At 68.2% G+C, this 18,363-nt stretch carries 12 protein-coding genes; 7 read left to right on the forward strand and 5 right to left on the reverse strand.

The features are described from left to right. Positions 1-74: 74 nt before the first annotated feature. A complete protein-coding gene (locus tag C2U58_RS12465; RefSeq protein ID WP_102946150.1) occupies positions 75-923 on the reverse strand; it encodes an alpha/beta hydrolase in 849 nt (282 codons plus the stop codon). After that, positions 920-1,882, reverse strand: a complete 963-nt coding sequence (gene hemH / locus C2U58_RS12470) for a ferrochelatase (protein ID WP_102946151.1) — start codon at positions 1,880-1,882, stop codon at positions 920-922. The genes C2U58_RS12465 and hemH overlap by 4 nt, the downstream gene beginning before the upstream one ends. Positions 1,883-2,016: 134 nt before the next feature. Here hemH and C2U58_RS12475 point away from each other — a divergent pair, with 134 nt between their 5' ends. From C2U58_RS12475 to tatC, 4 genes are all read left to right on the forward strand, one after another. Continuing rightward, the gene (locus tag C2U58_RS12475) at positions 2,017-2,907 is read left to right on the forward strand and encodes a lipid-binding SYLF domain-containing protein (RefSeq protein WP_102946152.1); all 891 of its coding nucleotides are present in this window, start codon (positions 2,017-2,019) and stop codon (positions 2,905-2,907) included. A 77-nt stretch (positions 2,908-2,984) separates the two neighbouring features. Further along, positions 2,985-3,215, forward strand: coding sequence for a Sec-independent protein translocase subunit TatA (gene tatA / locus C2U58_RS12480; protein ID WP_102946153.1), 231 nt, complete (start codon positions 2,985-2,987; stop codon positions 3,213-3,215). 15 nt (positions 3,216-3,230) lie between these two features. Continuing rightward, complete coding sequence (tatB, locus tag C2U58_RS12485; protein ID WP_102946154.1) at positions 3,231-3,701, forward strand: Sec-independent protein translocase protein TatB; 471 nt, start codon at positions 3,231-3,233, stop codon at positions 3,699-3,701. After that, complete coding sequence (tatC, locus tag C2U58_RS12490; protein ID WP_102946155.1) at positions 3,698-4,447, forward strand: twin-arginine translocase subunit TatC; 750 nt, start codon at positions 3,698-3,700, stop codon at positions 4,445-4,447. The genes tatB and tatC overlap by 4 nt, the downstream gene beginning before the upstream one ends. A gap of 219 nt (positions 4,448-4,666) precedes the next feature. On the opposite strand, the gene C2U58_RS12495 is transcribed toward tatC, so the two are convergent. The 3 genes from C2U58_RS12495 to C2U58_RS12505 form a co-directional block, all read right to left on the reverse strand. Beyond that, on the reverse strand, positions 4,667-5,578 hold the full coding sequence (locus tag C2U58_RS12495; protein WP_102946156.1) for a BPSS1780 family membrane protein: 912 nt from the start codon (positions 5,576-5,578) through the stop codon (positions 4,667-4,669). 103 nt (positions 5,579-5,681) lie between these two features. Further along, positions 5,682-6,401 (reverse strand): glutamine amidotransferase, encoded by a 720-nt coding sequence (locus C2U58_RS12500; protein ID WP_102946157.1) that lies wholly within the window; start codon positions 6,399-6,401, stop codon positions 5,682-5,684. Further along, positions 6,373-8,202 carry a GspE/PulE family protein gene (locus C2U58_RS12505; protein WP_102946158.1) on the reverse strand — a complete coding sequence of 610 codons (1,830 nt, stop codon included), beginning with the start codon at positions 8,200-8,202 and terminating at the stop codon, positions 6,373-6,375. Before C2U58_RS12505 ends, C2U58_RS12500 begins: the two co-directional genes overlap by 29 nt. Positions 8,203-8,281: 79 nt before the next feature. On the opposite strand from C2U58_RS12505, the gene glyQ reads away from it, so the two are divergent. The 3 genes from glyQ (at position 8,282) to C2U58_RS12520 (ending at position 18,352) form a co-directional block, all read left to right on the forward strand. Next, positions 8,282-9,193, forward strand: a complete 912-nt coding sequence (gene glyQ / locus C2U58_RS12510) for a glycine--tRNA ligase subunit alpha (RefSeq protein WP_102946159.1) — start codon at positions 8,282-8,284, stop codon at positions 9,191-9,193. Then, entirely contained in the window at positions 9,190-11,286 is a 2,097-nt protein-coding gene (glyS, locus tag C2U58_RS12515; protein WP_102946160.1) for a glycine--tRNA ligase subunit beta, read from the forward strand. The genes glyQ and glyS overlap by 4 nt, the downstream gene beginning before the upstream one ends. 217 nt (positions 11,287-11,503) lie before the next feature. After that, complete coding sequence (locus C2U58_RS12520; protein WP_102946161.1) at positions 11,504-18,352, forward strand: hypothetical protein; 6,849 nt, start codon at positions 11,504-11,506, stop codon at positions 18,350-18,352. Positions 18,353-18,363: the final 11 nt, after the last annotated feature.

The following is an 18,363-nucleotide window of genomic DNA, read 5'->3' on the forward strand; positions in this document are numbered from 1 at the left end:
AGTAGGTCATCGCCAGGGTTTACACCCAAAAACCCCGCTGCTTACGCAGCGGGGTTTTTTCTTTGTCCGCGACATTATTCCGCGAGGAACCGCGCGATCACGTCCGCTACGAGCTGCGGGTGCTCCATGTGCAGGTGATGGGTGCCGGGGAATACGTCCAGGCGGCCATCGCGCAGCAGTTTGATGCGCTCGCTGCGCAGCGGTTCGGGGTAATAGGACTGCGCCGGGGTGGCGTAGATCACCTGGGTGGGGCATTCGATCGCGGCGAGCAGATTGTCGATCTGCGCTTCGCTCATCCGCATCGCGGTGGGCAGCATCAGGCGCTGGTCGCTGCACCAGCTGTAGCCGCCTTCGACCGCCATCACGCCGCGCTCGACCAGCAGTCGTGCGCACGGCTCGCTGAGCTGATTGGCCATCATCCGCGCGCGTACCGGCGCGGCCAGGTCGGCAAACACGCGCAGTTTCTTCGAGGGCAGTGCACGCGCGGCGCGCACGTGCTCGCGCAGGCGCTGCGCCGTTTCATCTTCGGGGCCACGCAGGCCGCCGAGTGCTTCAATGGCGACCAGGCGTTCCACGCGTTCGGGCGCCGCCGCCGCGGTGAGGCTGGCGATGCCGGCGCCCATGGAATGACCGAGCAGGGTGAAGCGATCCCAGCCCAATGCATCGGCCACGTCCAGAACGTGGCAGATCGCGCCAGGCGTGTTGTACTGGGTGCCATGCGGCAGGTGCGCGCTGTGGCCGTGACCCGGAAGGTCGATGGCCACCAGCTGCAGGTCCGGCAGCGCATCGGCCAGCGGAACGAAGCTGGCGGCGTTGTCGAGCCAACCATGCAGGGCCAGAACGCGCGCACCTTCGGTGGCTGCCGAGCGCAGCCCGGCGACGATGCTGCCGTCGACCGGCAGGGTGAACGGTTCCAGCCTCATGTCAGCGCCGCGATGCTCAGCCGCGACAGTGCCAGCGCATGCGCGGGATCGGCATTGAGGCAGGGGATGTAGCGCATCTGCGCGCCGCGCTCGGCCACCGTCTCGGTGAACCCCATCGCCACTTCTTCCAGGGTTTCCAGGCAGTCGGTGGCAAAGCCGGGGCAGACCACGTCGATCTTCTTGATCCCGCGCTCGGCCATCGCCCACAGCGTAGGCTCGGCATACGGTTGCAGCCATTTCTCGCGACCGAAGCGCGACTGGTAGGTGAGCTGCCAGTCGTCAGGGCCCAGCGCCAGCGCCTGCGCGATCGCCTTGGCGCTGGCTTCGCAGCGCTGCGGATACGGATCGCCGGCGTCGGCCAGGCGTTGCGGAATGCCGTGGAAGGAGAACACCAGGCGCTCGCCGCGCCCGTGTTCGGCCCACCAGTGGCGGATGCTGCCCGCCACGGCGGCCACCCAGTCCGGGTCGACCGCGTAGTCGCGCACCAGGGTGACGGTGACGCCCGGATGCCGCGGCTGCCAGTCGCGCACCTGGTCTTCGATGGAGGCGGTGGTGGTGGTGGAGTACTGCGGATACAGCGGCAGCACCACGATCCGTCGCATGCCTTCGGCGGCGAGCCGGTCCAGCTCTGCGGTCAGCGCCGGGGCGCCGTAGCGCATGGCGTGGCGGACGCGCAGGTTGGGCATGAGCTGCTGCATGGCCTCGGCCAGGCGGCGGGTGTGCACCATCAACGGTGAGCCGTCGGGCAGCCAGACCTGGGCGTACTTGGCGGCGGAACGGCCGCCGCGCAGGGGCAGGATCAGCCCGTACAGCAGCGGCTTCCACAATAGCGGCGGAATCGCGACCACGCGCGGGTCGCTGAGGAATTCCGCCAGGTAGCGCCGCACCGCAGGGGCGGTGGGCGTCTCGGGTGTGCCTAGATTGACCGCCAGCACGGCGGTGTCGGGTGCGTCGAGCATGGGGACATTCTCGCAGGTCTGCGCGACAGCGCGTGCATACTCATTGCGGATTCATAAGAACCCCACTAATTTCGGGGAAGCGATCTATTTTTTGAATCGTCCGTATTTCGATTCCCCCCCTTTCTGGAGCACCCATGCGCCGTTTGAGCCTTGCACTGCTGATCACCGCCAGCCTGCTGTCGACCCCGGCATTCGCCGGGCCGGAGCAGGACCAGCGCGCCCGCAATGCGGTGCGCGTGCTGAATGAGATCCAGGCGATCCCCGAACAGGGCATCCCGGACAAGCTGCTGGACGAAGCGCGGGCCGTAGTGGTCATTCCCGACACGATCAAGGCGGGTCTGGTCATCGGCGGCCGTCGTGGGCATGGGCTGATGTCGGTCAAGAATCCGGACGGCAGCTGGTCGAGCCCGGCGTTCATCAAGCTCACCGGCGGCAGCATCGGCTTCCAGGCCGGTGTGCAGTCGTCGGACGTGGTGCTGGTGTTCCGCAACGATCGCAGCCTGGACAACATCGTCAACGGCAAGTTCACCCTGGGCGCCGATGCCGGCGTGGCGGCCGGTCCGGTCGGGCGCAACGCGGCGGCGGCCACCGACGGGCAGCTGAAGGCGGAGATCTGGTCCTGGTCGCGCGCGCGCGGGCTGTTCGCGGGCGTGGCGCTGGACGGGGCGGTGCTGCAGATCGATGACGAGTCCAACCTGGACGCGTATGGCAGCAACACCACGGCGCGGATGATCATCGAGGGTCGCACCACGGCGCAGCCGTCGATGGACGTGGTGGCTTTCCGCGACCGCCTGGAAGAGGCAACGTACTCGGCCCGCCAGAACCGGGGCACGGCCAGCAGCGCGCCGGCGCCGCGGCCGGCAGGCCCGCAGCCGCAGCAGGCGGCCCCGGCGGTAGCTGAACAGGCCAATGCGGGCGCCACCACGGCGCCGCTGCAGGCGGTTCCAACGCAGCCGGCACCGCAGCAGGGCTTCCAGCCGGTGGGTGAGGGTGAGGTCCGTACCGAGTCGTTGGACGGAAACTGACTTTCGTCACGCGCGCCGCCCTCCCGGCGGTGCGTTATGCTCAAGGCTTGGTTTCCAGGTAATGCGAGCAGAACATCATGGGCAGTTTCAGCATTTGGCATTGGGTGGTGGTACTGGTCATCGTGCTGCTGGTGTTCGGCACCAAGAAGCTGACCAGTGGGGCCAAGGACCTGGGTAGTGCGGTCAAGGAATTCAAGAAGGGCATGCGCGACGACGACGACAAGCCGACCGCGCACCTGAGCGATGAGTCGCGTCCGCAGGATCCGTCGACGACGTCGCAGAACGAGCACGACCGCGACCGTCGCTGATCAAGGCGGCATGCCGTGTTCGATATTGGTTTCAGTGAGCTGCTGGTCATCGCGGTCGTCGCGCTGGTCGTGCTGGGTCCGGAGCGGCTGCCGAAGGCGGCGCGCTTTGCGGGGCTGTGGGTGCGACGTGCGCGCAATCAGTGGGATTCGGTGAAGCAGGAGCTTGAGCGCGAGCTGCACGCGGATGAGATCAAGCGGCAGTTCCGTGAGGCGCAGGAGTCGGTGCGCGACACGGAAGCGCAGCTGCGGGCGAGCGGTGAGGCGGTGCGACGCGAGGCGGAGCAGGTGCGCCAGCAGGTGCATGCGACGGACGCTGCGGTCGCGCCAGGCGAGGAGCCGGTGATGACGGGGCCTGCGCCGGGTTCGCCGGCGAGCGTGGCGCAGCATGTGGTGGCGGACGAAACCCGCGATGCGATGGCGCCGCCGGGAATCGATGGGCAGGCGCCGCGTGATCCGCCGCCTGCTGCGCCGGAGGTGCCGCGATGAGTGGCAATGAGAATCCGGAAAGCGGGTTGATCGAGCACCTGATCGAGTTGCGGGCGCGGTTGATGCGGGCGCTGATCGGGTTGGGGGTGGTGCTGCTGGGGTTGATGCCGTTTTCGCGGCAGATCTACAACTGGCTGGCACACCCGTTGATTTCGCAGCTGCCGAATGGGCAGTCGATGATTGCGATCAATCCGGCGGGGGCGTTCTTTGCGCCGCTGAAGCTGACGTTCTTCGTGGCGTTGTTCATTGCGGTGCCGTGGTTGCTGTACCAGCTGTGGGCGTTCGTGGCACCAGGCCTGTATGCGCGGGAGAAGCGGCTGGCGGTGCCGTTGCTGGCAACGTCGGTGCTGCTGTTCTACATCGGCTGTGCGTTTGCGTATTTCCTGGTGCTGCCGGCGGTGTTCCATTTCCTGACGACGTTCCGGCCGGATGTGATTGCGATCACGCCGGATGCGAATGCGTACCTGGATTTCGTGCTGGCGATCTTCTTTGCGTTCGGCAGCAGTTTCGAGTTGCCGGTGGCGATGGTGATTCTGACGCTGCTGGGCTGGGTGTCGCCGCAGCAGTTCAAGGAAGGCCGCGGTTACGCGATCGTGGGCATCTTCGTGCTGGCGGCGGTGTTGACGCCGCCGGACGTGGTGTCGCAGCTGATGCTGGCGATTCCGATGGTGCTGCTTTATGAGCTTGGAATTCACGCTTCGCGGTGGTTGGTGCCGGCGAAAAGTGATGAGAAGCAGACGCAGTGATTCGCTTCGCTTCTAGATTGCGCTGAGAGCAGCGTTTCAGTTTTTACGTGCTGGGGCGGCCGCCGGGCAGCCCCGCTCCGGGACACGCCGTGAACCCGTCCATGGGGGCTGCTAGAAAACATCCATGTTTTCTAGCGTCCCTCCGGGGGCTACCCGGCGGCCGCCCCCGATGGATTGCGGTGTGCGGACAGTAGAGCCGGGCTCTGCCCGGCTCCGACATTATGCTGCGAAGATGTTGCCTGGGCCGTTGCTGGGCGGCACTGGCGGCGGCGTGTTGCGGCCGCGGTGGTCGAACATCTGCTTCCAGGCGGCGTACACGGCGCCTACGTAGAGCGGCATGATGACGGTGGACATGGCCAGCTGCATGACGAAGGCGGCGGCGCCTACGCCGGCGACGAGCATGGCGAGCTGCATGGCGATAACGACCAGGAAGTAGATGCAGAGCGTGGCGATCAGGCCGAGCAGCATGAACACGGCCATGGCGCCGAAGTTGCGGATGCAGCCCTGCAGGCTCATGCGCAGGGCGTGCATGCCGCTCTGGTGATCGAACACGACCAGGGCGGGCTGGGTGAACATGGCCATGCTCAGCGCGACGAAGGTGGCGAAGGCGAGCAGGATCCAGAGCAGGATGCGCATCACCGGGACGCCGGCCATGAGGGCCAGGGTCTGCTCGTTGCTGGGGGTGGCGCCGGACTGCTGCAGTTCCTGCATCTTGCGGAACATCTCGGCGGAGGCGGTGAGGCCTTCGCTACCCATCATCAGGTAGAGCAGCGAGCCGAGCGCGATGATGGCGATCAGCTGGATCGCGAGCGGGACCAGCAGGTGGCTGACGCGGCGGTCGCGGATCGGCTGCAGCAGGTGCACGGGAGTGGCGCGGTGGCCGTCGTCGACTTCGCGCACGGCGCAGAGCATGCCGCCGAAGACGAGCGGGCCGACGGCGACGGAGAGCAGCTGGCCGATGACGCCGAGCCAGCTGGGCAGGGCCTGGGCGAGCACGAGGATCAGCGAGCTGACCAGCATGCCGATCACGCCAAGAACCGCCAGTTGCAGCGGTGCGCGGCGATACAGGGAAAATGCGTCCAGCAGCCATTGGGCGCCCGCAGAGGCGGGCAGCTTGCGAATCTCGCTCATACCATTCCGGAACAGGGGGAAGGGCGCGTGCGCCCTGGATCGAATTGATTATCCCTGTTTTCCGCGCGCCTCACCTGAAGGAAAGGCGCTTGGCGTCTACCTTTCAGTTGTTGCGGGCCTGGCGGACGAAGCGGCGCAGCAGCTGGCGGGCCAGCGGGGCGGCGCTGACGCCACGGGCGAGGCTGCGGGCGCAGCCGCCGTGGCGGCTGATGCACTCGGCACGGGCGCGGACGTAGCCGCGCATGTGGTGGGTGGCGAACTCGGGGTGGAACTGCACGCCCCAGGCCTGCTGGCCCCAGCGGAAGGCGTGGCAGTTGTCCTGCGCCGAGCGCGCCAGGATGGCGGCGCCTTCGGGGGCGCGCAGCACGGTCTGCAGGTGGGTGGCGTGGGCCGGGAAGCGGGCCGGCAGGCCGGCGAACAGGGGGTCGTCCACGGCCGAGGGTTCGAGCGCCAGTTCGATGGTGCCGGACTCGCGCCCGGCGGGGTTGTAGGCCACTTCGCCGCCGAGGGCGTGCGCGAGCAGCTGGTGGCCGTAGCAGATGCCGAACACCGGGCGGTTTTCATGGGCGGCGGCGCGCAGCCAGTGCGCGCTGCGCTCGCTCCAGTCGGCGCGGTCGGTGACGTAGGCGGCCGAGCCGCTGATGATGACGCCGGCAAAGTCGCGGTGGTCGGGCAGTTCGTCGCCCTTGACCACGTCCACGACCACGGTTTCGTCGGCGTCCAGGCCGGCCGCGACCCGGATCCAGTGCGGAAAACGGCCGTAGCGGCGCAGCGAGGCGACCGGTTGGCCGGTTTCAAGAATCAGGAAGGGCGTGCGGTTCATCTCGCGGAGGCAGTACGGTCAGGACTTCCTCGATTGTAGTCAGCCCTGCCGCCACCTTTTCAAGTGCCGCGCGACGCAGGGTTCTCACTCCTTCAGCACGCGCGGCCTGGCTGAAACCGGCCAGGTCCATGTCTGCGCGGATCAGCCCACGCAGGCGCGGGCCCAATGGCAGCAACTCATACAGGCCGACACGGCCGAGGAAACCGGTGCGCCGGCAGTCCAGGCAACCGGCCGGTGCATATGGCGTGGCCGACTCTGGTAATGCTTCATCGGCATCAGCCAGGACCGCCCATTGGGCGGCGGTGAGCGGCTTGGGCACCTTGCAGTGCGGGCACAGGGTGCGCACCAGGCGCTGGGCGAGCACGCCGTTGATGGTGCTGGCCAGCAGGTAATGCGGCACGCCCAGGTCGAGCAGGCGGGTGATCGCCGAGGGCGCGTCGTTGGTATGCAGGGTGGAGAGCACCAGGTGGCCGGTCAGCGAGGCCTGGACCGCCATCTGCGCGGTTTCCAGGTCGCGGATTTCGCCGATCATGATGATGTCCGGGTCCTGCCGCAGCAGGGTGCGCACGCCGGCGGCGAAATCCAGGTCGATGTTGGTCTGGACCTGCATCTGGTTGAATTCCGGGGCGATCATTTCGATCGGATCTTCCACCGTGCACACGTTCACGTCGGGCGTGGCCAGGCGCTTGAGGGTGGAATACAGGGTGGTGGTCTTGCCCGAGCCGGTGGGGCCGGTGACCAGCACGATGCCGTGCGGGCGCTCGACCAGGGCGGTCCAGCCGGCCGCTTCCTGCGGGCTGAAGCCGAGCTGGTCGATGCTCTTGAAGGCCGCGTCGGGGTCGAAGATGCGCATCACGCACTTCTCGCCGAACGCGGTAGGCATGGTGGAGAGGCGCATTTCGACCTCGCGCCCGCCCGGCGAACGGGTCTTGATGCGCCCGTCCTGCGGACGGCGGCGCTCGGCAAGGTCCATGCGGCCCAGCACCTTGATCCGGCTGACCACGGCGGTCATCACCGCCGGCGGCACCTCGAACACCTTGTGCAGCACGCCGTCGATGCGGAAGCGCATGCGCCCCATGTCGCGACGGGGCTCCAGGTGGATGTCCGAGGCACGCTGTTCGAAGGCGTACTGCAGCAGCCAGTCGACGATGTGCACCACGTGCTGGTCGTCGGCGTTCACATCGCCGGCGCGGCCCAGCTCCACCAGCTGTTCGAAGCTGGGCAGGGTGCCGTTGGTCTCGCTCCGCGAGTCGTTGCGGGCGCCGCGCACCGAGCGCGTGACCCCGTAGAACTCCATGGTGTAGCGGTGCAGGTCGAGCGGATTGACCATCGCCAGCTCGATCCGGCGGCGGGTCAGGTGCTGCAGGTCGAGCAGCCATTCCTGGGACAGCGGTTCGCTGGTGGCCACCAGCAGCCGTTCGCTGTCCACCGCCAGCGGCAGGAAGCGGTGGCGGCGGGCGTAGGCGTGCGAGACCAGCGCGGTCACTGCCGAGACGTCCACCCGGGTCGGGTCGATGCGCAGGTAGCGGGTGCCGGTGCGTTCGGCCAGCCACTGGGTCAGGCGCTCCAGGCCCAGTTCGCCGCCGCCGGCCGCGGCCAGCTTCAGGTTGGCCAGCAGCACCAGCGGGTGCACTTCGCTGGCGTTGCGTGCGCCCTGGCCGGTAAAGCGGATGCGCTCCACGTCCTGCGCCGCGACCAGCCCGTCGGCGACCATGGCCGCAGCGACCTGCTCGAACACCAGCCGGCCCGGCGGCAGGGGCTGCGGGGCGGGGGCGAGCGTTGCCGGTGAGCGGTGTTCCATGGCGCCAGAATCCTCGAAGCGGGGGTTGCAGGTCCCTCGCTATACTAGCGCACCCCCTTTGCAGGCAAGAATCCGCCGCATGTCCGCGAACCCGAACGTTCCGATCACTTTCCAGGGCCTGATCCAGACCCTCAACCAGTATTGGGCGCAGCAGGGCTGCGTGCTGATCCAGCCGCTGGACCTGGAGGTCGGTGCCGGCACCTTCCACCCGGCGACCTTCCTGCGCTCGATCGGTCCGGAAAGCTGGAACGCGGCGTACGTGCAGCCCTCGCGCCGTCCCACCGACGGCCGCTACGGCGAGAACCCCAACCGCCTGCAGCGCTACTACCAGTACCAAGTGGCGATGAAGCCCAGCCCGGACAACATCCAGCAGCTGTACCTGGATTCGCTCAAGGCGCTGGGCATCGATCCGCTGGTGCACGACCTGCGCTTCGTCGAGGACAACTGGGAATCGCCGACGCTGGGCGCCTGGGGCCTGGGCTGGGAAGTCTGGCTCAACGGCATGGAAGTGACCCAGTTCACCTACTTCCAGCAGGCCGGTGGCCTGGAGTGCAAGCCGGTGCTGGGCGAGATCACCTACGGTCTCGAGCGCCTGTGCATGTACCTGCAGAACTGCGACAACGTCTACGACCTGGTCTGGACCTACGGCCCGGACGGCACGCCGGTGACCTACGGCGACGTGTACCTGCAGAACGAAGTGGAGCAGAGCACCTACAACTTCGAATATGCGGACGTGGACGAACTGTTCCACCGCTTCGACGCCTGCGAGAAGGAAGCGCAGAAGCTGGTCGAGGTGGGCCTGCCGCTGCCGGCCTATGAGCAGGTCTGCAAGGCCAGCCATTCGTTCAACCTGCTGGACGCGCGCCGCGCGATCAGCGTGACCGAGCGCCAGCGCTACATCCTGCGCGTGCGCGCGCTGGCCCAGGCGGTGGCAAAACTGTATGAAGCCAAGCGCATCGAAGCGGTGGCGGCCAAGGAGGTACAGGCATGAGCACGATGCTGCCGCTGTTGATCGAACTGGGTACCGAAGAACTGCCGGTGAAGGCGCTGCCGGGCCTGGCCCAGGCGTTCTTCGATGGCGTTGTGGATGGCCTCACCAAGCGTGGCGTGGCCGTTGAGAAGGGCGAGGCCAAGCCGCTTTCGACCCCGCGTCGTCTTGCGGTGCTGCTGCCTGGCGTGGCGGTGGAGCAGCCGGAGCAGAAGGGCGAAGTGCTGGGCCCGTACCTGAACATCGGGCTCGACGCCGACGGCCAGCCGACCAAGGCGCTGCAGGGCTTCGCGGCCAAGGCCGGGATCGACTGGACCGCGCTGGAACGGACCAGCGACGCCAAGGGCGAGCGTTTCGTGCACCGTTCGGTCACCCCGGGCGCGCGCACCGCCAGCCTGCTGCCGGAGATCCTGGCCGAGGCGCTGGCCGGCATGCCGATTCCCAAGCCGATGCGCTGGGGCAGCCACAGCTACGGCTTCGCCCGTCCGGTGCATTGGCTGGTGCTGCTGCACGGCAAGGACGTGGTCGACGCCGAGGTGCTGGGCCTGAAGTCCGACCGCATGAGCCGTGGCCATCGTTTCATGCACGACAAGACCGTGTGGCTGTCGCAGCCGGACGACTATGTGAGCTCGCTGCAGGCCGCCTGCGTGCTGGTCGACCCCGACGCGCGCCGTGCACGCATTGTCGAGGCCGTGAATGCCGAAGCGGCGTCGGCCGGTGGCCAGGCGCGGATCACCGACGACAACCTGGAACAGGTGGTCAACCTGGTCGAATGGCCGGCGCCGGTGCTGTGCAGTTTCGAACGCGAATTCCTGGCGGTGCCGCAGGAAGCGCTGATCGAAACCATGGAGATCAACCAGAAGTTCTTCCCGGTGCTCGACGCCAGCGGCAAGCTCACCGAGAAGTTCATCGGCATCGCCAACATCGAGTCGAAGAACGTGGCCGAAGTGGCCAAGGGCTACGAGCGGGTGATCCGCCCGCGTTTTGCCGACGCCAAGTTCTTCTTCGACGAAGACCTCAAGCAGGGCCTGGAATCGATGGGTGACGGCCTGAAGACCGTGACCTACCAGGCCAAGCTGGGTTCGGTGGCCGACAAGGTGCAGCGCGTGGTCGCGCTGGCCGGGGCGATCGCGCCGCAGGTGGGTGCCGACCCGGTGCTGGCCAAACGTGCCGCGTTGCTGGCCAAGAACGACCTGCAATCGCGCATGGTCAACGAGTTCCCCGAGCTGCAGGGCATCGCCGGCCGTCATTACGCGGTGACCGGTGGCGAGTCGCCCGAGGTCGCGCTGGCCATCGACGAGGCCTACCAGCCGCGCTTCGGTGGCGACGACATTGCGCTGTCGGCACTGGGCAAGGTGCTGGCCATCGCCGAGCGCCTGGACACGCTGGCCGGTGGTTTTGCCGCAGGCCTGAAGCCGACCGGCAACAAGGACCCGTTCGCCCTGCGCCGCAACGCGCTGGGCCTGGCGCGCACGATCATCGAATCGGGCTTCGACCTGGACCTGCGCGCGCTGCTGGCCAGCGCGCTGGCCGGCCTGCCGACCGCCGTGCAGCCCAGCGTGGAGCGCAAGACCGACACCCTGCCGCAGGAACTGTACGACTTCATCCTCGACCGCCTGCGCGGCTACTACGCCGACAAGGGCGTGCCGGCCACGCACTTCAATGCGGTGGCCGAGCTGAAGCCGGCGTCGCTGTATGACTTCGACCGCCGCATCGACGCGATCGGCACGTTCGCGGCGCTGCCGGAAGCCGAAGCGTTGGCTGCCGCCAACAAGCGCATCCGCAACATCCTGCGCAAGGCGGATGGCGAGATTCCCGGCATGGTCGACCCGTCGTTGCTGGTGGAACCTGCCGAAAGCGAGTTGGCCGAAGCGGTGGAAGCCGCCATCGATGACAGCAACGCGAGCCTGCACCAAAAGGACTACATGAGCGTGCTGGCGCGCCTGGCCCGCCTGCGCCCGCAGGTGGATGCGTTCTTCGACGCGGTGATGGTCAACGCCGAAGATCCGAAGCTGCGTGCGAACCGCCTGGCCCTGCTCAAGCGCCTGGGAGACCGCCTGGGCAGCGTGGCGGCGATCGAGCATCTGTCCAGCTGACGGCAACGCCCCGTTCCTGCGACACCCTGAAAGCGCCCGACATGTTCGGGCGCTTTCTTTTTTCGTGCATCCGCTCGATTGCGACGAAAAATGCAATCAGTCTGAATCTTGATTGAGCGCATCTACACAAATCGCGAAAAACGATAGATTCATGCAATCGGTATTTCCGGGGGCGGCGTGATAGTCCAGCGCCGCCCCACGTCGTACGGAAGTACCCATGCCCTCGCTAGATCGCGCCGCCCTGCTGCTCTCCACCCTTGATCGGCACACGGCCACCCCCAACGCACCCGCCGCGCAGGACGCGGACAGCATCCGCCCGGACCATGTAGGCAACGCGACACTGCCGTCGGCGGTGGAAGCCGAAGCACCGGTGCGGGTGCTGAGCCAGCGCGAAGCAGATGTACGCGGCAGGATCCGCGCTGCCTACCCGCCCGAAAGCTGGAAGGTCGCCGACATCATGGACCGCCATCTCGCCGCAGCGACCACGCAAGCCGAGCGGGAGGAGGTCACCGCCCATATGGAAAAGGCGCTGGCCGCGCGCGACCACGAGATCAACGTGGTGCGCGATCTCGGCCTGAACGTGCTGGGCACCGTGCTCGACCGTGCCGCATGGAGCACCCTGCTTGCGGCGCTGCCCGGCTGGGCCAACAACGCACTGAGCGCAGGCCAGGTGGCGCGTGCGGCGTTCAGCGGCAGCTGGAGCAGCCTTGCGGGCGTGTTGCCGTCACTGGCCGCCGCGCTGCCATCGCTGCGCAGCCATGCCGAATTCGACGCGCTGGTGCAGTCGCTGCCCGAATCCGTGCGCACCGGCCTGGCCAACCTGCACGACAGCATCGCCGACACGGACGCGCAGCTGCGCCCGAACCTGGCCGGCGGCCACCTGCTGTCCGCGCTCGCCGTTGCCACGCTGCTCTGGCAGGTGCAACGCGCGCTGCCCTCGCCGAGCCGCCAGCTGCAGGGCATCGGCCGCTTCATCGCCGAGCTGCCCGACCACTGGCAGCGCATCGCCGTGCTCAACGGCGTGGGCGGCGCGCTGCTGGAGCCGGTGGCATCGGCACAGGGGGCAGACCTCGCCGCACCCAAGGTCGCGCTGACGCCTGCGCAGAAGCTGGAACGCATTGCGCATCAGAAGGCGGTGGACCGGCGCGAGGCGATCATTCCGCCGTGGGACGTAGCGAATGTCGGGCAAACCGCATGGCAGGCGCCCGGACTGCCTCATTCGGGTGGAGCCGTTGCAGCGCCGTTTGCATCTGAAGGAGCTGCCGTGGTGTCGGACGCCGCTTCATCGCCGGCCGCGCGTCCGCAGGTGGGGTGGATTCCCTGGTTGGGTGCCGCCGTCACCGCCTTGGGCCAGTGGGGGCGCGGCGGCTTCCAACCCGTGCCGCAGGGGCCGCCCTCCATCGAAATGACCGACATGGGCGCGGTGCCGCTGCAGGAAGTGACCGCCAGCACGCCGCTGGTAACCGCGACGGTGCAGGTCGGCGCGGGCGCAACCGCGGCCGCGACCGCGACCACCCGCAGCGCGCCCGGCCTGCGCCGCGGCCTGCTGTATGGCGCCGTTGCAGGCAGCCTCGGTGGTCTCGGCGCCGCGGCATGGGGGTTGAAGCAGTGGTTGTGGCCCGCCGTGCCGACTGCGGCAACGACCACGGACGTGGCCAGCCAGCTCGCCAACGCCCCGGTGGAACTGCCGGACGGCAACTGGGGAACCGCGCTGGACCTCGTGCTCGGCGACATCGAGCCGGCGCGCAGCGCTCGCACCCGACGCGCAGCAGCGGGCGCCACGGTCGCACCCACGCCACCGCACCGCAACTACGCCGCGCAGCTGCATGGCGTGACCGCCGCACAGCTGGACGCCCTTCGCGATGACCCGGAGCTGTTGCAGCAGGTGCAGAGCATGCGCCGCTGGTCGGTCGCGATGGCGCGCGATATCGCCACGCGTGCAGGCTGGGAGTGGGTCGCGAAACTGCCCACGACCGAGCAGGAGCTGCTGGTCGGCCAATGGCAGGCGCTGCGTGGCCTGCGCCCCGCATTGTCTGCCGTGCAGGACAGCGCCGGCGCGACGATGCGTGCGGCCCTGCGCACGGCGGGCTGGCAGGGCGACTGGCAGGACATCGAGGTGCGCCTGCCGTCCGCCCGCGTGGCCGGCATGGCCGTGGATGACCGCCTGCCGTTGCTCGAATTCTGCCTGGCCCGTGATGCGCAGGGCACGCCGGTGTTCCTGCGCAACGGCACACCCGTGTCGACCCCCGAACGCGCCCAGCTGACCCGCTTCGTGCGCAGCGCCGAGGCGCGTCGCCTGCGCACCGACATCAACGCCCGCGTCGAACAGCTGCGCCCCGCGCTGGGTCGCGCCGTGCAGGCGCGCCTGGCCATCGACGCGTTGAAGGCCAAGGCGCACGGCGCACTGGGCAGCGGCAACGCGCACCGGCGTGGCGCCGACGTGGTACTGGGCTTCCTGCAGGGTACGAGCGCGGTGGAGCGCGCGACCCTGACCTACACCGACCGCCTGCCCAATGGCACGCCGATCTCCGTGCAGGTGCCCAATTACCTGGTGCTGCGCAGTGCCGGCGAGCCGGGCCTGCGCGGCCAGGTGGTGCTGTACCGCTCCGACCTGGCCAGCTTCCAGGCGTTTGGCGACGAAGGCGCTTTCCGCCAGTTCCTGGACGCCCAGCGTGCGCGAATCGGCATGTTCGCCGCCAATGGCAGGATCGACGGCACCCTGGCCGGCGACATCGTGCAGGCCGCCATGCCGGCACAACGCGCCGCGCTGCGCGAGCGCGTGCAGTCCTGGGAGTCGCGCTGGTCGCACTACCAGAGCGGCGACCGCAGCGCCAAGGCCTGGAACCCGGCCGACAGTTTCCGGCTCGACTTCGCCCCGGTGGATACGCCGGCAGGCGAACGCCAGGCGTGGGCAGACGCGCTGGTCGTGCACGGGCAGGGACTGGCGCAGCAGCAGCTGGACCGCAACCTGCTGCGCTGGAGTCCGCTCGGGATTGCCAACGTCAACGCGGAAAACGCCTATCGCCTGCAGCAGGACACCGCGCTGCAGAGCCTGCGCCAGCACGCACACGACAGCGTCTGCGACGCGATGACCGGCGCGCTGCGCATGGCCGGGCTGCAAGGATCGCTGGACGGCTTCGACCCGGACCGGGTGCGACTGCGCGTGGGCGTCCACGAGATGGCGCTGACCGACTGGGCCACCAGCGGTTGGCAGCGGCACGGGCTGCGCCGTCCCTCGATGCCGGCCAACCTGCCCGACTGGTCGCCGGACGCGGCCGGCATGCCCGAGGCACGGTTGGAGCCGGCGCCCTGGCTGGACGACCGCACCCTCGACGCGATGCAGCTGGTGGCCTACCAGGCCGGCGCACACGGCACACCGGATATCGACGCCGCGCTTGGCGCGCAGCTGCAGGACCCGGCGCTGCGCCGCGCGCTGTGCGGCGTGCTGGAGGACTACGCCGACAGCAACGCGCTGGCCGATGCCTACATCGAGCACCTGCAGGCGCTGCCGCACAGTGCCGATGGCAATGCATTCGCCGGTGCCCTGGCCGACCAGCTGCGCGCCCGCACCGGGTGGATGATCGAGGTGGCCTACCAGAATGGCGCGATCGACGTGGCCACGCGCACGGCGTTGAAGGCCGCGCACGCACGGCTGGACCCCGACGGCGCGCGGCCGTCGTCGCTGCAGGCGGTGACCCTCAAGGACCACGCCCTGGTCGGCCTGTGGGCGATCCGCAGCACCGCGGGCACCTATGTGTTCCTGCCCGACACCGCGCAGGGCGACCGGCTGCTGGACGCGCGCGCATTCGGCCAATGGCTGCGCCAACCGGGCGCGGAAGCCTACATCCGCGCGCGCGCGCAGTACCGCCACCACCCCGACCTGGCCGCGATGTTCGCGCATACCTCGGCCAGCTACGCCATCCCGGTGGGATTCGCGGCCACGCAGGGCCCTGACGCCGCAGCGGAGGCGCTGATCGCGGCGCGCGTCGACGACGTGGACGAGATGACCGTCAGCCAGCTGGAGCGGTTTGCAGACACCTTCACCCTGATGGGCGCGGTCGGTGTAGGCGCGCTGTGCTCGCTGGCCAGCGGCGGCACCGCGACCCTGCTGTGCCTGGCCGGCACCCTGGGGTTGGTGGGGCGAAGCATCGAGGAGGGCTTCGAGCAGTTCGAACGCGGCGACCGTGACGCCGCGCTGATGGCCTTGGCAGAAGCCCTGTACGAAGGGATCGACTTCGCGCAGGTCAACCGGATCCGCGAGCTGCTGTACCAGGTGGGCAGGCGCAGCCTGGACACCGTCGCCGACGCAGCCGACGCCCTGCGCCACTGGCGCCTGCAGTCGCGGGCGTTCGCTGCCGACGGCACGCTGGGCACGGCATGGGTGCAGCCACGCGCCACGCTGGAGCAGGCGCCGATGCTGTCACGCCCGCTTCCCGACGGCGGCACGCTGTACCTGCAGCAGGGCCGCGAGTACCTGCAGCGCAACGGTGAGTTCGTCGAGAGCTATGTGGACGGCAACGGCGTGCGCCGCCTGCGCGATCGAAGCGACGGCGACGCAGCCGGCGCGCCGGTGCACTTCAAGGATGGCCAGTGGCGGCGCATGCAACAACGGGCGGCCGTTCGGGTCACCACCACTCCGTTGCCGTCGCCGACCAAGCCGGACTGGATCAAGCGCGTCCCGGAAGCGGAAGTGTTGTCGCCGAGCAAGCTGGATCAGCTTGAAGCCGTGTTTGGCTTCATGACGCTCAAGCAGCGGCCGGACACCGACCTGCTGCAGACCGTCCGCGAGATGACGATGACGGCGCGGATCCAGCAGCTCTGCGATTCTCCCGACAGCCTGGGCCTGCCCGGCGACGAAGCGATGGTCCTGCGTGCGTGGGCGGACACGCCTGCGCTCGGCAACGGGCGCAGCGTGGAAACCTACACCGAGGACTTCGGCGACTGGACGCGCGTGGCACGCTTCGGAATGGGACCGGTGGGGCTGCATGTCCGCACCGAGGATGCACGGACACTGCCCAGCCTGGAGGCCCTGGTCGACGCAGCCGACGAGCTGGCATTGATCGACCGACTGGGCCTGGCCGAAGATGCCAGCCGGCCCGAGCTCATGGCAGCCGTGCGTCGCGAGCTGGGCCGTACCATCGCCGCTGCTCCTGCGCAGAGCCTGCAGACATGGCAGCGCTGGGCGGCCATGCAACATCGCCTGCCCGCAGCAGCGGACAACCTGGTCAAGCACTACCCCGAACTGACCCGCGCCGAGGCCGAAGCGCTGGTCAGCAGCGACCGCGTGCTGAAACAGCATGCCGAGGCGTGGCTGTTTCCCCAGCGGACCGCCAGCAAGGTGGCCGAAGTGCTAGACAACCGCTCGCGGCGCAGGCAGCGCGAAGCGGTAGTGGGCGGTCGCATCCGCTCGCTCTCGGAGGTGCAGGAGCTGGGCGCCCATCTCCAGGACGTCCTGCCGGAGCGGGTGTGGACGGTCACGGCCGATACCGAGACCGACGCGGCCATGTTGGTGTTCCGCCGACAGTCGCAGGAAGGCGTGGTGGGCCAATTGGCGTTCGGCGCAGACGGTCGTCCCTACATTCCCGGCGATAACGGTGCCCACGGCGACATCAAAAACTGGCAGGAGGGTGTCTATTCGCAACTGACATCGACCGAACGGAACGCGCTCTCCGACCCGACCGCGCTGCGACGCGCGGTGGTGAATCACATGAAGCGGACCCCGCTGATGCGGGTCTGTTCGATGCCGCGCTCACCCGGAGGCAGGGTCAAGCGGGGTGTGGACGGGTGCGATCCGCCGGCGAGCGTATCGCTGGGTCCGGGGGAAGTCGCGACGCGTGACGCGGTCAATGAGCGGCTGTTCCAGGTGCACGCGCGCGCCGAGCAGCAGTACGCCGGCATCCGGGATATGCAGATTGAGCTTGAGGCACTGAGGCTGGAAAGGCGCGCGTTGCAGGCGCAAGGCCAGGAACTCCCGGAAGCCAAGCTGGCGCGCGTGGCTGAACTGGGCGGCAGGGACCTGATGCATGAGCGCAACTTCCGCCTGAAGAATTTCGTCGCCTACGACCTCCAGGATCTGCGATTCAACGGCGAACCCGTTGTCCTGGAAAATTTCCCCTCCCGGGGCGTTGCCTACAGTGGCCCGCCGGTGGCATGGATGAGTGGCGCCGACTACGTCGGCAGCACCCCGATCCGCCGTGTCTTCGTTGCCGATGATCTTGTTGAAAAGAGCTACAAGGGCAAAGGCAAACAACGCACCGCAACGCCGATCCCTCCCAGTGATCGCTTCCGTACCGACTACGCGATGGGTGCCGACCTGCTGACCACCAGCAGCGAGCGGGCACGCAGCTCTGGACTGGTGACGTTGACGGACGAGGACCTGCGCGCGCGCGTGGGTCCCAATGGAGCCGACGGAGCGCCCGGATGGGTCAGGCTCGCCGACCTGGCCGATGCGGAGTTGGAAGCACTACCGCGGCATGCGTTTCCTGAAACGCTGCAGAAACTACTCGGCGATGCTCGCTTCCTGCCGTCGAATGTACGCGAGCTCAAACCCGGCAATTATCGGGTGTTCGAGATCCGATCGTGCAGCGAAGGCAAGGCACTGGACAGCTGGTTCGCTGCAATGATCGCAGCGAAGCCCGAGCTGGCAGGGCCGCTTCGCGCGGCCAGCAACACGCCGGTGGAGGGGTTGAGCGGGGAGATGGTGATGATCTCCGACATGCATCCCTGCGCCACCAGTTGCGACCGGCGCCTGACCGCCCTGACCAGCGTGCTGAAGCAGGTGAAAATGCGCGTGTTCTTCCATTTCCTGGACAACCCCGAACGTACCGAATGGCGACTCAACCTCATGGTCACCCGGGAGCTGGAACGAACCCGCCCGCAATGGAAAGCGACGGAAAGTGAGCTGGAAACGGCACGAGCCAGCATCCGCGCCGCGTTGCTGGACAAGGCCCACCCACAGCGCAGGGAAGCGGCCGAGGCAGATCTGCTGCATCATCCTCCCGTGGCCAGCGACCTTCCGGTGCCGCGGCTGTGGATGCCGACTGCGGAGGAAATGGAAATCTTCTAGACGCCTCGGCT

This window comes from Stenotrophomonas sp. VV52 (assembly GCF_002893095.1).
Taxonomy (GTDB): domain Bacteria; phylum Pseudomonadota; class Gammaproteobacteria; order Xanthomonadales; family Xanthomonadaceae; genus Stenotrophomonas; species Stenotrophomonas aracearum.